11 protein-coding genes are annotated in these 14,258 nt (G+C 62.0%); 3 read left to right on the top strand and 8 right to left on the bottom strand.

Translation table 11 applies throughout. The features are described from left to right. Nucleotides 1–65: 65 nt before the first annotated feature. The 3 genes from betA to betI form a co-directional block, all read right to left on the bottom strand. Nucleotides 66–1,769 (bottom strand): choline dehydrogenase, encoded by a 1,704-nt coding sequence (betA, locus tag J4E58_RS13485; RefSeq protein WP_087089496.1) that lies wholly within the window; start codon nt 1,767–1,769, stop codon nt 66–68. A gap of 139 nt (nt 1,770–1,908) precedes the next feature. Further along, on the bottom strand, nt 1,909–3,381 hold the full coding sequence (betB, locus tag J4E58_RS13480) for a betaine-aldehyde dehydrogenase (protein WP_087089494.1): 1,473 nt from the start codon (nt 3,379–3,381) through the stop codon (nt 1,909–1,911). 110 nt (nt 3,382–3,491) lie between these two features. Then, complete coding sequence (betI, locus tag J4E58_RS13475; protein WP_007925978.1) at nt 3,492–4,085, bottom strand: transcriptional regulator BetI; 594 nt, start codon at nt 4,083–4,085, stop codon at nt 3,492–3,494. Between the two features lie 425 nt (nt 4,086–4,510). Here betI and betT point away from each other — a divergent pair, with 425 nt between their 5' ends. Then, on the top strand, nt 4,511–6,508 hold the full coding sequence (gene betT / locus J4E58_RS13470; RefSeq protein ID WP_007925980.1) for a choline BCCT transporter BetT: 1,998 nt from the start codon (nt 4,511–4,513) through the stop codon (nt 6,506–6,508). Nucleotides 6,509–6,738: 230 nt separating this feature from the next. Here betT and choV read toward each other — a convergent pair whose 3' ends face one another. The 3 genes from choV to J4E58_RS13455 all read right to left on the bottom strand — a co-directional run bounded on the left by choV (nt 6,739) and on the right by J4E58_RS13455 (nt 9,773). Then, entirely contained in the window at nt 6,739–7,917 is a 1,179-nt protein-coding gene (gene choV / locus J4E58_RS13465; protein ID WP_007925983.1) for a choline ABC transporter ATP-binding protein, read from the bottom strand. After that, a complete protein-coding gene (gene choW / locus J4E58_RS13460) occupies nt 7,914–8,759 on the bottom strand; it encodes a choline ABC transporter permease subunit (RefSeq protein ID WP_007925985.1) in 846 nt (281 codons plus the stop codon). Before choW ends, choV begins: the two co-directional genes overlap by 4 nt. Nucleotides 8,760–8,825: 66 nt before the next feature. Then, complete coding sequence (locus J4E58_RS13455; protein WP_053262938.1) at nt 8,826–9,773, bottom strand: choline ABC transporter substrate-binding protein; 948 nt, start codon at nt 9,771–9,773, stop codon at nt 8,826–8,828. Nucleotides 9,774–10,199: 426 nt separating this feature from the next. On the opposite strand from J4E58_RS13455, the gene J4E58_RS13450 reads away from it, so the two are divergent. Together J4E58_RS13450 and J4E58_RS13445 are read left to right on the top strand one after the other, a co-directional pair. Next, nucleotides 10,200–11,576, top strand: a complete 1,377-nt coding sequence (locus J4E58_RS13450) for an L-serine ammonia-lyase (RefSeq protein ID WP_087089492.1) — start codon at nt 10,200–10,202, stop codon at nt 11,574–11,576. A 466-nt stretch (nt 11,577–12,042) separates the two neighbouring features. Beyond that, nucleotides 12,043–13,137: a GlxA family transcriptional regulator gene (locus J4E58_RS13445; RefSeq protein WP_007925992.1), complete on the top strand. Its 1,095-nt coding sequence runs from the start codon at nt 12,043–12,045 to the stop codon at nt 13,135–13,137. On the opposite strand, the gene aac(6') is transcribed toward J4E58_RS13445, so the two are convergent. Together aac(6') and J4E58_RS13435 are read right to left on the bottom strand one after the other, a co-directional pair. Continuing rightward, nucleotides 13,138–13,584, bottom strand: coding sequence for an aminoglycoside 6'-N-acetyltransferase (aac(6'), locus tag J4E58_RS13440; RefSeq protein ID WP_087089490.1), 447 nt, complete (start codon nt 13,582–13,584; stop codon nt 13,138–13,140). Between the two features lie 62 nt (nt 13,585–13,646). Then, complete coding sequence (locus J4E58_RS13435; protein ID WP_007925996.1) at nt 13,647–13,907, bottom strand: hypothetical protein; 261 nt, start codon at nt 13,905–13,907, stop codon at nt 13,647–13,649. Between the last annotated feature and the right edge of the window lie 351 nt (nt 13,908–14,258).

Raw genomic sequence — 14,258 nt, 5'->3', positions numbered from 1 at the left:
CGGCAGCGGCTACAGGCCGGATACAGCAAAAAGGCGCCGATCGTTGCGATCGGCGCCTTTCGAAGTTACTGCGCGGTAGCGCTCACTTCACGTACCGGCTTGCCACGTACCGGGGCATCGCCCGCCACGTAGTAGGCGGCCTTGCTGCGCGGCAGTGGCTGACGGCCACGGATCTTGTCGGCGATTTTCTCGGCCATCATGATCGTCGGCGCGTTCAGGTTGCCGGTGGTGATGATCGGCATGATCGAGGCATCGACCACGCGCAGACCCTGCATGCCATGCACGCGACCCTGGCCATCGACCACGGCCATTTCGTCGGTGCCCATCTTGCACGAGCAGGATGGGTGGAACGCGGTTTCGGCGTGCTCGCGGATGAATTTATCCAGCTGCTCGTCGGTCTGCACCTCGATGCCCGGGCTGATTTCGCGGCCGCGGAAGGCGTCCAGCGCCGGCTGTTGCATGATTTCCCGGGTCAGGCGGATGCCGTCGCGGAATTCCTGCCAGTCCTGCTCGGTGGCCATGTAGTTGAAGAGAATGCTCGGATAATCGCGCGGGTTCTTCGACTTGAGCTGGATCCGGCCGCGGCTTGGCGAACGCATGGAACCCATGTGCGCCTGGAAACCGTGCTCCTGCACACCGTTGCTGCCGTTGTAGTTAATCGCCACCGGCAGGAAGTGGTACTGGATATTCGGCCATTCGAACTCTTCGCGAGTGCGGATAAAGCCGCCGGCTTCGAACTGGTTGCTGGCGCCGATACCGGTGCCGTTGAACAGCCACTCGGCACCGATGGCCGGCTGGTTGTACCAGAGCAGCGACGGGTACAGCGAGACCGGCTGGGTGCAGGCGTACTGCAGGTACAGTTCCAGGTGGTCTTGCAGGTTTTCACCAACGCCCGGCAGGTCGTGGACCACCGGGATGTCCAGGCTTTCCAGGAGCTTGGCCGGGCCGACGCCGGAACGTTGCAGGATCTGTGGCGAGGCGATGGCGCCGGAGCACAGCAGCACTTCCTTGCGGGCACGGGCTTCGACGCGCTCTTCGGCGGAGCCGACCAGGTAACGCACGCCAACGGCACGCTTGCCTTCGAACAGGATCTTGTCGGTCAGGGCGTGGGTGACGATGCTCAGGGTCGAACGTTTTTTCGCCACGTCGAGGTAACCGCGGGCGGTACTGGCGCGACGGCCCTTAGGCGTCACGGTACGGTCCATCGGGCCGAAACCTTCCTGCTGGTAGCCGTTGAGGTCTTCGGTACGCGGGTAGCCGGCCTGCACGCCGGCTTCGACCATGGCGTGGAACAGCGGGTTGTTGCCGGCTTTCGGCGTGGTCACGCTGACCGGGCCTTCGCCGCCGTGGTAGTCGTTCGGGCCGATGTCGCGGGTTTCGGCTTTACGGAAGTACGGCAGGCAGTCCAGGTAGGTCCAGTCTTCCAGGCCTGGCAGTTTTGCCCAGCCGTCGTAGTCCATGGCGTTGCCGCGGATGTAGCACATGCCGTTGATCAGCGAGGAGCCGCCCAGGCCCTTGCCGCGGCCGCATTCCATCCGGCGCCCGTTCATGTGTGGCTCTGGGTCGGTTTCATAGGCCCAGTTGTAGCGACGGCCTTGCAGCGGGAACGCCAGGGCGGCCGGCATCTGCGTGCGGAAGTCGAAACGGTAGTCCGGGCCGCCGGCTTCGAGCAGCAGCACGGTGACGCCTTCGTCTTCAGTCAGACGGGTCGCTAAGGTGTTGCCCGCCGATCCTGCGCCAACAATGATGTAGTCGTATTCTTGAGTCATGGGTACTCCGGGGGAGCTACAAGCTCCAAGCTTCAAGCTGCAAGAAAAAGCAGCGAGCGGTGTGCACAAGAGGGGGCGGCAAACACAAGCTGCTTTTTCTTGCAGCTTGAAGCTTGCCGCTTGTAGCTGGATCAGCTAATCAAAATACCGAAGCGTACTCACCCAGTTCGACTTGTACGGACTTGATGCGGGTGAAGTTGTTCAGCGAGCTGATCCCGTTCTCACGGCCAACACCCGACTGCTTGTAGCCGCCGACCGGCATCTTGGCGTCGGATTCGCCCCAGGCGTTGATCCAGCAGATACCGGCTTCGAGCTGATGAATCACGCGGTGCGCGCGGTTCAGGTCACGGGTTACCACACCGGCGGCCAGGCCGAAGTCGGTGTCGTTGGCGCGACGGATCACTTCTTCTTCGGTTTCGTAGGTCAGGATGCTCATCACCGGGCCGAAGATTTCTTCGCGAACGATGGTCATCTCGTCGGTGCAGTCGGTGAACACGGTCGGCGCCACGAAAGCGCCTTTGGCGAATGCGCCGTCGGTCAGGCGTTCGCCGCCGCACAGCAGGCGGGCACCTTCTTCCTTGCCCTTGGCGATGTAGCCCAGCACGCTTTCCATGTGGGCGAAGCTGACCAGCGGGCCGAAGTTGGTGTTTTCGTCTTCCGGGTTGCCAACGCGAATGCGTGCGACGCGCTCGACGATCTTGGCTTCGAAAGCGGCTTTCAGGTGGCTCGGTACGAAGACGCGGGTACCGTTGGTGCAGACCTGACCGGAGCTGTAGAAGTTGGCCATCATCGCGGTGTCGGCGGCGCGATCCAGGTCGGCGTCGTCGAAGATGATCAGCGGCGACTTGCCGCCCAGTTCCATGGTCACGTCTTTCAGCGAGGAGCTGGAAGCGCTGGCCATGACCTTCTTGCCGGTGTCGGTGCCGCCGGTGAAGGAGACTTTCTCGATGCGCGGGTGTTCGGTCAGCCAGGTGCCGACTTCGCGGCCGCTACCGGTCAGGACGTTGAACACGCCAGCCGGAACGCCGGCTTCGGTGTAGATCTCGGCCAGTTTCAGGGTGGTCAGCGAAGTGACTTCGCTTGGCTTGAAGATCATCGCGTTACCGGCCGCCAGGGCTGGCGCGGATTTCCACAGGGCGATCTGGATCGGGTAGTTCCACGCGCCGATACCGGCCACGACGCCCAGCGGCTCGCGACGGGTGTAGACGAACGAAGTGGTGCGCAGCGGGATCTGCTCGCCTTCGATGGCCGGTACCAGGCCCGCGTAGTATTCCAGCACGTCGGCGCCGGTGACGATGTCGACATACTTGGTTTCGGAGTAGGCCTTGCCGGTGTCCAGGGTTTCCAGGGCTGCCAGTTCATCGTTGCGCTCGCGCAGGATGTCCACGGCGCGACGCAGGATGCGCGAACGCTCCATGGCGGTCATCGCGGCCCAGATCTTCTGGCCTTTCTCGGCGCTGACGACAGCGCGCTCGACGTCATCAAAGGTCGCACGTTGCACTTGAGCGAGGACTTCACCGTTGGCCGGATTGATGGCGTCGAAGGTGGCGTCGCTGCCGGCGTCGGTGTAGCCGCCGTCAATGTAGAGTTTTTGCAGTTCGTAACGGGCCATGATAGTCCTCGCAAGTGCATGAGTGGTTGGCGTTGACCACTGGGCGCGCCGTGTAGCCTGGGCGCGCTGGTCAGTGGCGGTTCAGGGGGCCGAGCGTCTTGTAATGTGCTCTAGCGCTCCTGCTTAGCCAGTTGGAAATCCATGTATTCGTAAGCGATCCGGTGCGCCTGCTCGGTGTCGAAAGCGTCTCCCGACAGCGCGCCGCGCAACCACAAACCGTCGATCAGGGCTGCCAGGCCTCGCGCCGCGCTGCGTGCATCATCCAGCGGCAGGACGCGGCGGAACTGACAGCACAGGTTGGAATACAGGCGGTGATCGTTGATCCGCTGCAACCTGTGCAAAGACGGGTGGTGCATGCTGGTGGCCCAGAAGGCCAGCCAGGTTTTCATTGCCGGGCCATTGACCTGGCTGGCGTCGAAGTTGCCTTCGATGATCACCTGGAGGTGCGCCCGCGGGCTGCTGTCCTCCAGCGCCTGACGGCGCGCGGTGACGTTCTCGCTGAGGACACTCATCAGATACTGCGCCGTGGCGGCGATCAGGCCGTTCTTGTCCTGAAAGTAGTGACTGATGATGCCGTTCGAGACACCGGCCAAACGGGCGATCAGCGCAATGCTGGCGTCCCCCATCCCGACCTGATCGACCGCCAGCAACGTGGCTTCGATCAACTGCTGGCGGCGTATGGGTTGCATACCGACCTTGGGCATCTTGCACATCTCCTTAGGCCTGCTGGCAGTCGTGAAACGGCTACCGGCGTGAGGGCCAGTCTATTTTGTTTTGATTGAACGTTCAATCAACAAAGAATAAGATCTGCGACAAATCGTCGCTGCCTCCAGGTCCTTCCTGCGTGTAGATGGCGGAAAAGCGACCTCCGAAAAAGTCTGAAACCCAAGCAGGGCATAGCGTGAGCCAGCGAGGACGGATGTGTTGAATGGGCAAGACGCTTAAGGCCAGGTGACGAACTGCACGTTTGCACAAGGCCTTCGACGCTGGTTCTCAACGCAACCCCTGCGGGTTCGGGCTTTTTTCGGGGTGTCTTTATATCACCCGTCGGTCGGCTGCCAACTAACCGATTGGTCGGGTGCCGTGTTGCCTTGTGTTCTTCTCTCGCACTGCCTGGAGCATCTGTGCCATGAGTTCTGCCTCTCTTATAAAGACCCCACCGGAAAAGGTGCGGGTCAACGGTTGGGTGTTCTACACCTCCACCGCGCTGATCCTGCTGCTGACCGCCATTCTGATCATCGCCCCGCAAGAGGCCGGCAGACTGCTCGGCATTGCCCAGGCCTGGTTGTCCCGCAGCTTCGGCTGGTACTACATGGTGGTGATCGCCGCCTACCTGGTCTTCGTCGTCGGCCTGGCGTTTTCCTCCTACGGCAAGCTCAAGCTGGGGACCAAGCAAGACACCCCGGATTTCAGCTACGGCGCCTGGGCCGGCATGCTGTTCTCGTCCGGTATCGGCATTTCGCTGCTGTACTTCGGCGCTTCCGAACCGCTGGACCACTACTTCAATCCGCCTGAAGGCGTACCGGGCAGCAACCAGGCCGCGCGTTCGGCGCTGCAACTGACGTTCCTGCACTGGGGCCTGCACGGCTGGGCGATCTACGCCCTGGTCGGCCTGGCCGTGGCCTACTTTGCCTACCGCCACAACCAGCCGCTGGCGCTGCGTTCGGCGTTGTACCCGCTGGTGGGCGAGCGCTGGGTCAAAGGCGCGGCCGGCCATGCGGTGGACGGTTTCGGCATGTTCGTGACCCTTCTGGGCCTGGTGACCAACCTGGGCATCGGCTCGATGCAGGTGTCTTCCGGCCTGGAAAACCTGTTCGGCATGGAACACAGCAACACCAACCTGCTGATCGTGATCATCGTCATGAGCACCGTGGCCACTATCGCCGCGGTATCCGGTGTGGAAAACGGCATTCGCCGCCTGTCCAACCTGAACATCGTGCTGTTCAGCGGCCTGCTGATCTTCGTGCTGCTGTTTGGTCCGACCCTGCACCTGCTCAACGGCTTCGTGCAAAACGTCGGCGATTACCTCAACGGTGTGGTGCTCAAGACCTTCGACCTCTATGTGTACGAAGGCGACAGCGCCAAGTCCGATCGCTGGCTGGGCCTGTGGACCCTGTTCTACTGGGCCTGGTGGATTTCCTGGGCGCCATTCGTCGGCATGTTCATCGCGCGTATTTCCCGTGGCCGTACCGTGCGCGAACTGGTGGCGGGCGTGCTGCTGATTCCGCTGGGCTTCACCCTGGCCTGGCTGTCGGTGTTCGGTAACTCGGCCCTGGACCTGGTGATGAACCATGGCGCGGTGGAGCTCGGCAAGACGGCGCTGGAACAGCCGTCCATGGCGATCTACCAGCTGCTGGATCATTACCCGGCGTCGAAGATTGTCATCGGCGTGTCGATTTTCGTCGGCTTCGTGCTGTTCCTGACCCCGGCCGACTCCGGCGCGGTGATGATGGCCAACCTGTCCTGCAAGGGCGGCAACGTCGACGAAGACGCCCCGCACTGGCTGCGGATCTTCTGGTCGGTGGTGATCACCCTGGTGACCGTCGGCCTGCTGTTCGCCGGTAACTTCGAAGCCATGCAGACCATGGTGGTGCTGGCCGGCCTGCCGTTCTCGGTGGTGCTGGTGTGCTTCATGTTCGGCCTGCACAAGGCCATGCGCCAGGACACGCAGATCGAACAGGAACAGGCGGAACTGGCGGCCCGTGGTCGTCGTGGTTTCAGCGAGCGCCTGACCCAGCTGGACTTGCAGCCAACCCAGGCAGTGGTCCAGCGTTTCATGGACAAGCACGTGACGCCGGCACTGGAAGAAGCCGCGACCCAGCTGCGCAACCAGGGCCTGGATGTGCAAACCCTGCTGGGCAAGTCCAAGCGTTGCATGGGCGTGCGGATCGAGATGGAAGAGGGCAACCCTTTTGTCTATGAAGTGAGCCTGGACGGCTATCTGGCGGCGCCGAGCGAATCGGCCGATGCGCCCGAAGAGCGTGCGCGCTACTACCGCGCCGAGGTCTACCTGCACAACGGCAGCCAGGAATACGACTTGATGGGCTTCACGCAGGAGCAGATCACCCGTGACGTGCTCGATCAGTTCGAAAGCCATCGGCAGCTCCTTGGCCGGGTCTACAGCTAAGACGTGAGAGGCGCGGTGTAGCCCTGTTACACCGCGTCGCCTGTATCGCGAGCAAGCTCGCTCCTACAAGGATTGCATTTGACCTGTAGGAGCGAGCTTGCTCGCGAAGCGCCATCCCTGACCCAGCGCAACACCCGCTCCCGCAACAGGGAGCAAACCTGCACCCTTTATTCCCGATAAAACAAAAACGCCGCGATTGATGTCGCGGCGTTTTTGTTTGCGTGTCGCTATTACCCCAGGTTCTTGCCGAGCAGCGCGTGGTAGAGCTCGCTGTCGCCGAGGATCCCCACCACCTTGTTGTTGTCGTGCAGCACCAGCTTGTTGCCGGTCTGGTAGCGGATCTGCAGCGCGTCGCGCATGCCGATGTTGGAGTCCACCAGGGTCGGCTTGCGGCCCAGGCCTTCCACCGCCTGGCCCGGGATCCAGTTCTGCAGGTCGAGGCTGGCGCCGTTCTGGCGTGCGCCCTTGATGGTGTTGCCCTCGGCCAGGTCGAGCCAGGAGTCGCCACCCGGGTCCAGGCACACCGAGCCGTTGATGCGTTTGCAGTTGTCCAGGGTGCGCATCAGGCTGCGGCCGCAGAGCACGTTGAGCGGGTTGGTATGGGCGACGAAGGTGCGCACATAGTCGTCCGCCGGGTTCAGCACGATTTCTTCCGGCTTGCTGTACTGGATGATCCGCCCGTCTTTCATGATGGCGATGCGGCTGCCCAGTTTCAGGGCCTCGTCGAGGTCATGGCTGACGAACACGATGGTCTTGCTCAGCTTGCGTTGCAGCTCCAGCAGTTCGTCCTGCAGGCCCTGGCGGATCAGCGGGTCGAGGGCGGAGAAGGGTTCGTCCATCAGCAGGATGTCGGCGTCCATCGCCAGGGCGCGGGCCAGGCCGACACGTTGCTGCATACCGCCGGACAGTTCGTCGGGCTTCTTGTTGCGCCACTGGGTCAGGCCCACCAGCTCGAGTTTCTCGTCCACCAGCTTGCGCCGTTCCTTTTCCGGCCGGCCCTGCATTTCCAGGCCGAAGCTGATGTTCTCGCGAACGGTCAGCCAGGGCATCAGGGCGAACTTCTGGAACACCATGGCGATGCGCTTGGTGCGCATCATCTTCAGTTCCGCCGGGGTACAGGAAGCGATGTCGATCTGCTTGCCCTCATGCTCGACGAACAGCTTGCCACGGCTGACGGTGTTGAGGCCGTTGATGCAGCGCAGCAGGCTCGACTTGCCGGAACCGGAGAGGCCCATCAGCACGCAGATTTCGCCTTTCTCGATGTCCAGGCTGGCCTTTTCCACACCGACGATCAGGCCGGTCTTTTTCAGGATCTCGTTGCGGGTCATGCCCTGATCCAGCAGCTTGAGCGCCTCGCGTGGATCCTTGGAGAAGATAACGTCGACGTTATCGAAGCGGATTATGCTCATGCGTCACCCCCTACTTTGGCTTCGGGTTGTTTGCAGATACGGTCGAGCATGATCGCCAGCAGTACGATTGCCAGGCCCGCTTCGAAGCCCAGGGCGATATCGGCGGTGTTCAGTGCGTTGACCACGGGTTTGCCCAGGCCGTCGGCGCCCACCAGGGCCGCGATCACCACCATCGACAACGACAGCATGATGCACTGGGTGATGCCGGCGGCGATGCTCGGCATGGCATGGGGCAGCTCGATACGCGACAACAGTTGACGGCGGGAGCAGCCAAAGGCCTTGCCGGCGTCCATCAACTCTTGTGGTACATCGCGGATGCCCAGGTAGGTCAGGCGGATCGGCGCGGCAATGGCGAACACCACCGTGGAAATCAGGCCTGGTACCACGCCCAGACCGAACAGGGTCAGGGTAGGAATGAGGTAAACGAAGGTCGGTACGGTCTGCATCAGATCGAGCACCGGACGCATCATGGTGTAGAACATCGGCTTATGCGCGGCGACGATGCCCAACGGCACGCCAATGAGCACGCAGACCAGGGTGGCGAACAGCACCTGGGCCAGGGTTTCCATGGTTTCCTGCCAGTAACCCAGATTGAGAATCAACAGGAAGGACAGCACGACGAAGGCGGTCAGGCCCCATTTGCGTTGAATGATGTGCGCCAGCAAGGCAATCAGGCCGATCAAGGCCAGTGGGTTGAACCAGGTCAGCGCAAACGTCACGCCGTGGATCATCGTTTCCAGGGTCGATGCGATCGCATCGAATGTGTTGGCGCCGTGTTGCGTCAACCATTCGACGAAGGCAGCGATGTACTGGCCTAAAGGGATTTTCTGATCAATGAGCATGGTATTGAACGTCCGCATGCAAGGAATAAACAGCCCGGGCGGGCGACCCCGCCCGGCATAAGCGACTTACTGTGCAAGCTTGGCTTTCACGGCCTCCAGGCCAGGTTTTCCGTCAATGGTGGTCACGCCAGCGAGCCAGGTATCGAGTACCTCGGGGTTTTTCTTCAGCCAGGCCTTGGCGGCCGCCTCGGGCTTCATTTTGTCGTCCAGGACGTTACCCATCAGGGTGCTTTCCATGTTCAGGGTGAACGACAGATTCTTCAGCAACTGACCGACGTTGCTGCATTCCTCGGCGTAGCCCTTGCGGGTGTTGGTGTAGATGGTCGCCTGGCCGTAGTTGGGGCCGAAGAAGTCGTCGCCGCCGGTCAGGTACTTCATCTTGAAACGGGTGTTCATCGGATGCGGTTCCCAGCCCAGGAACACCACCGCGGTGCTGCGCCGTTGCGCGCGCTCGACCTGGGACAGCATGCCCGCCTCGCTGGACTCGACCACCTTGAAGCCGGCGTCCTTGAGGCCGAAGGCGTTCTTGTCGATCATGCTCTGGATCATGCGGTTGCCGTCGTTGCCCGGCTCGATGCCGTAGATCTTGCCGTCCAGTTCTTTCTTGAACTTGGCGATGTCGGCGAAATCCTTCAGGCCCTTGTTGTACAGCTCTTCCGGGACCGCCAGGGTGTACTTGGCGTTCTCCAGGTTGGCGCGGATGGTTTCCACGGTGCCGGCATCGCGGTAGGGCTTGATGTCGTTTTCCATGGTCGGCATCCAGTTGCCGAGGAACACGTCCATGTTCTTGCCGTCGGCCAGGGACTTGTAGGTCACCGGCACGGAAATCATCGTGGTCTTGGTCTTGTAACCAAGGGCATCGAGCACGACGCTGGTGGTCGCGGTGGTGACGGTGATGTCGGTCCAGCCGACATCGGAGAAGTTTACGGTGCTGCATTGCGCCGGTTCTGCGGCGTGCGCCAGAAGCGGCAGACTCAGCATGGCGGCCAACAACAACGACGGGGAACCTTTCATGGGGTGGACTCCTGGGTGTTTTCTGGCGGTGTGTCTGACCGCACTTATAAGTGTTGCGGTTGGGGCGAGTGGGACAGCTCTACCACAGTGCCTTGCAATCGAGTCGAGACTGATCATGTACCAGTGAAAATCTGACGCCTACAGGGTGCGTCGTATCCAGTACAGGGAGGGTCGCATCCAGTGTCGGTGAGGTCGCTTACAGCTTTTTTCAGCACTTTTTGCCCATCTGAACCGCAAAAAAACGGCCAGAACCGCAGGTCGGCGGGCCACGGCGTTGGTGGGCATGAGTGAGTCGGTGTGAGACGTCGAACGACACTGCAAAAGCCTGATGATGCGCGTATCTCGGCGGATTACTGCTTGAGCGTAGCAGCTTCGCCACCGGGCGTTTTGGCGCCCGGCGTGTGCTCATCGAGGAGTTTCGCAGTCATGGCTATCAGTGTTTTCGATCTGTTCAAAATCGGCATCGGCCCCTCCAGTTCCCACACCGTCGGACCCATGCGCGCCGCGGCGCTGTTCGTCCAGGCCCTGCGCGAGAAAGACCTGCTGGGCCAGGTGCGCCGCATTGAGGTACGGCTCTACGGTTCGCTGTCGGCCACCGGCATCGGCCACGGCAGCGACAACGCGGTGATCATGGGGCTGATGGGCGAATGGCCGGATGCGATCGATCCGTCGCAGATCGGCTGTCGCATCGAGACCCTGCGCGAAACCAATACCCTGCTGCTCGACAACCGCCTGCCGATTCCCTTCGTCTGGGCGCGCGACATGCTGCTGGTCGACGAAAACCTGCCGTTCCATCCCAACGCCATGACCCTGGTGGCCGAAGGTGACTCCGGGGAGCTGCACCGCGATACCTATTATTCCGTGGGCGGCGGTTTTGTCGTCGACCAGGCCCAGGCCAGCAGCGGCGTGGTGGACCTGGATCGCACCGAATTGCCTTATGACTTCTCCAGCGCCGTGGAGCTGCTGAGCCTGTGCCAGAAGCACAACCTGCGGGTGGCCGAACTGATGATGGCCAACGAGAAGGTCTGGCGTTCGGAGGAGGAGATCCGCGCGGGCCTGATGAAGCTCTGGCAGGCCATGCAGGATTGCGTCGAGCAGGGCCTGAAACACGAAGGCATCCTGCCTGGCGGGCTCAATGTGCGGCGCCGCGCGGCCAAGCTGCATCGCAGCCTGCAGGAATTGAACAAACCCAATGTGATCGGCTCGACCCTGAGCGCCATGGAATGGGTCAACCTGTTCGCCCTGGCGGTGAACGAGGAAAACGCCGCCGGCGGGCGCATGGTGACGGCGCCGACCAACGGCGCGGCGGGGATCATCCCGGCGGTGCTGCATTACTTCATGCGCTTCAGCGAGGACGTCACCGACGCCAACGTGGTGGACTTTTTCCTCGGTGCGGCGGCGGTGGGCATCCTCTGCAAGAAAAACGCCTCGATCTCCGGCGCCGAAGTCGGCTGCCAGGGCGAGGTGGGTTCCGCCTGCGCCATGGCCGCCGCCGGCCTGGCGGAGATTCTCGGGGCGTCGCCGGAGCAGTTGTGCAACGCCGCGGAAATCGGCCTGGAACATAACCTCGGCCTGACCTGCGACCCGGTCGGCGGCCTGGTGCAGGTGCCGTGCATCGAGCGCAACGCGATTGCCGCGGTGAAGGCCATCAACGCCGCGCAAATGGCCCTGCGCGGCGACGGCCAGCACTTCATTTCCCTGGACCGGGTGATCCGCACCATGCGCGATACCGGCGCCGACATGCACGACAAATACAAGGAGACATCCCGCGGCGGCTTGGCGGTCAGCGCTGTGGAGTGTTGATGCTTTAACAGCGGGACTGCTGCGCAGTCCATCGCCTGTTTCCAGCCTGCTGCTCATAAATTGAACACCTCGCGGCGCCCTCGCCACCTTTTGGAGCGTCGCAAACAGGTAAGTCCCAAGGCTCATCGGTCAGGTTTTTCGCTGACCTCGGCTGAGCGCCCACCTGTGCTTGCGGTGACACTCTTTTCCCGGGACGTTTCTCGCCGTTCCCACAAGTGCTACCGATTTGCTCACAGCCACCGGGCCAGGGCCCTTCCAGGCCGATTCGACACTGATAACCCGCACATTGCGCACGGCTTATATAGACGCATCGCGACGTCGTTTTCAGGAGTTATTGAATGGCCATTCAATTTTAGGCATGGCAATTGCTCTGTCATCACAAAGCCCGTCTCCCGCGTGAGAACGATGGCAATAACAAGAGCCTCCGCCTGAGGCCATCACCTGCTTTGTGTGAGGAGATACCGCGATGACGTCGTTCAACTCCGGGGCTCAACCCCAGAACCGTGCGCCTCAATCCATCGGCTTTTTGCTGCTGGACAATTTCACGCTGATTTCCCTGGCGTCCGCGGTCGAGCCGCTGCGCATGGCCAACCAGTTGTCCGGTCGCGAGCTGTATCGCTGGACCACCCTCAGCGTCGACGGTGGCCAGGTCTGGGCCAGTGATGGCCTGCAGATCACCCCCGACGCCTCCATGCACAAAGCTCCCGCCCTGGACACCGTGATCGTCTGCGGCGGCATCGGCATCCAGCGCACCGTGACCCGCGAACATGTGTCGTGGCTACAAAGCCAGGCGCGCCAGTCCCGCCGCCTCGGCGCGGTCTGCACCGGCAGCTGGGCCCTGGCCTGTGCCGGCCTGCTCGACGGCTTCGATTGCAGCGTGCACTGGGAATGCCTGGCCTCGATGCAGGAAGCCTTCCCGCGGGTGGCCATGAGCACCCGCCTGTTCACCCTCGACCGCAACCGCTTCACCAGTTCCGGTGGCACCGCGCCGCTGGACATGATGCTGCACTTGATCAGCCGCGATCACGGCCGTGAACTATCGGCGGCGATCTCGGAAATGTTCGTCTACGAACGTATCCGCAACGAGCAGGATCACCAGCGCGTGCCGCTCAAGCACATGCTCGGCACCAACCAGCCGAAACTGCAGGAAATCGTTGCGCTGATGGAAGCCAACCTGGAAGAGCCGATCGACCTCGACGAACTGGCGGTCTACGTTTCGGTATCCCGTCGCCAGCTGGAGCGGCTGTTCCAGAAGTACCTGCACTGCTCGCCATCGCGCTACTACCTGAAGCTGCGTCTGATCCGCGCCCGCCAGTTGCTCAAGCAGACGCCGATGTCGATCATCGAAGTGGCTTCGGTCTGCGGTTTTGTCTCCACGCCGCACTTCTCCAAGTGCTACCGCGAGTACTTCGGCATTCCTCCGCGTGACGAACGCGTGGGTTCCAACACCGCCCAACAGGTGGCGATGATGCCGATTCCGCAGGCGCTGGTGCTGGCTGGCCCGATGTCCTCGCTGAGCCAGGCGCGCAACGAATCGACCTTCGCCAGCGTCAGGCTGTAATCACAGGCTTTTCCTGAAGTACACGACGCGCTCGGTTTCCTCGAAACCGAGCGCCTTGTGCACGGTCTGGCTCACCAGGTTTTCCAGGCCGGTATCCGAAGCCATTTCCACGCAGCCCTGATCCCGCCCCCATTGGGCGACGGCATCGATCAGTCGTTCGGCAATGCCCTGGCGCCGCTGTTCGGCGCTGACATACAAACCCTCCAGAAACACCACCGGCGAATGCTCGGTGCCGTTCACGTAGTCGTGGCGCAACGAAGCCTCGGCCAACCCTACTGGCTGCCCATCGGCGGTATAAGCGAGCAGGTTGATATAGCGCCGCGGGTCGTCCAGCAAACTGGCGATTTCGTCCCGGTGTTCCTCGGCCGGACAGTCGGGCCACAGCGCCTGGCGCAACGGCAGCCAGTCCGCTTGATGGGCTGACTGGCAGGGTTCGATTCGAATCATGGGGGCGGCTCCTTGGTGTGCAGGCACCGCACTCTACTCCGCGATCCGCTCCCGGCGAAGGCTCAGGCGCGGCTGTTCTGGAATTGGGCCAGGGCCGGCAACAGTTGTTTGTCGATGGCCTGGCGCACGGCCGGCAGGATGGTGGCATTGCCGGTGAGCATCTGCTCGACCATGCCCTTGAGGGCCTTGGCCCGGGCATCGCTCAAGCCGCGCACCGCACACTCGCAAGCCTGGTCGGCCGTGGCGCCGGCCGGCATTTCAAAACCCAGGGCCCTCAGTTGGCCGAGCAGGTCGTCCTGGTCAATCAGATCCGCGTGCATCATGACTCTTATCCTTGTTCAGGGAGCGTGGTCGTGAGCCGATTCTGGTAGCCACCCGGACAGTCGGCAAGGGCGAATTGTCGCAATGGCCGGGATGCCTATGAACAGGTCGTTTTCGGCTAACTTGGCTTGAAGGCGACTGGGCACACTGGATTCCAGCTCGGTCATCGAAGGTTTGGTCACCCTCGTGTCGGCTCCTCAGAAAACCTCCTCTGCCCCGATCCTGTCACGGCTTGATCGGGGATTTTTTTGCCTGGAGAAAGGTGGTGTCTGGGCCATTTTTTCGCGAGCAAGCTCGCTCCTACAGGTTCGCGTCGTAGCACGATGCTGGGTACGACATCGCCTCTGTAGGAG

This window comes from Pseudomonas sp. FW305-25 (assembly GCF_017351415.1).
Taxonomy (GTDB): domain Bacteria; phylum Pseudomonadota; class Gammaproteobacteria; order Pseudomonadales; family Pseudomonadaceae; genus Aquipseudomonas; species Aquipseudomonas chlororaphis.
This window is presented reverse-complemented; position numbering and strand designations above follow the sequence as displayed.

Bases quoted from the DNA above. Each gene is read 5' to 3' on its own strand.
- betA (WP_087089496.1), bottom strand. From the start codon at position 1,769: ATGACTCAAGAATACGACTACATCATTGTTGGCGCAGGATCGGCGGGC.
- betB (WP_087089494.1), bottom strand. From the start codon at position 3,381: ATGGCCCGTTACGAACTGCAAAAACTCTACATTGACGGCGGCTACACC.
- betI (WP_007925978.1), bottom strand. From the start codon at position 4,085: ATGCCCAAGGTCGGTATGCAACCCATACGCCGCCAGCAGTTGATCGAA.
- betT (WP_007925980.1), top strand. From the start codon at position 4,511: ATGAGTTCTGCCTCTCTTATAAAGACCCCACCGGAAAAGGTGCGGGTC.
- choV (WP_007925983.1), bottom strand. From the start codon at position 7,917: ATGAGCATAATCCGCTTCGATAACGTCGACGTTATCTTCTCCAAGGAT.
- choW (WP_007925985.1), bottom strand. From the start codon at position 8,759: ATGCTCATTGATCAGAAAATCCCTTTAGGCCAGTACATCGCTGCCTTC.
- J4E58_RS13455 (WP_053262938.1), bottom strand. From the start codon at position 9,773: ATGAAAGGTTCCCCGTCGTTGTTGTTGGCCGCCATGCTGAGTCTGCCG.
- J4E58_RS13450 (WP_087089492.1), top strand. From the start codon at position 10,200: ATGGCTATCAGTGTTTTCGATCTGTTCAAAATCGGCATCGGCCCCTCC.
- J4E58_RS13445 (WP_007925992.1), top strand. From the start codon at position 12,043: ATGACGTCGTTCAACTCCGGGGCTCAACCCCAGAACCGTGCGCCTCAA.
- J4E58_RS13435 (WP_007925996.1), bottom strand. From the start codon at position 13,907: ATGATGCACGCGGATCTGATTGACCAGGACGACCTGCTCGGCCAACTG.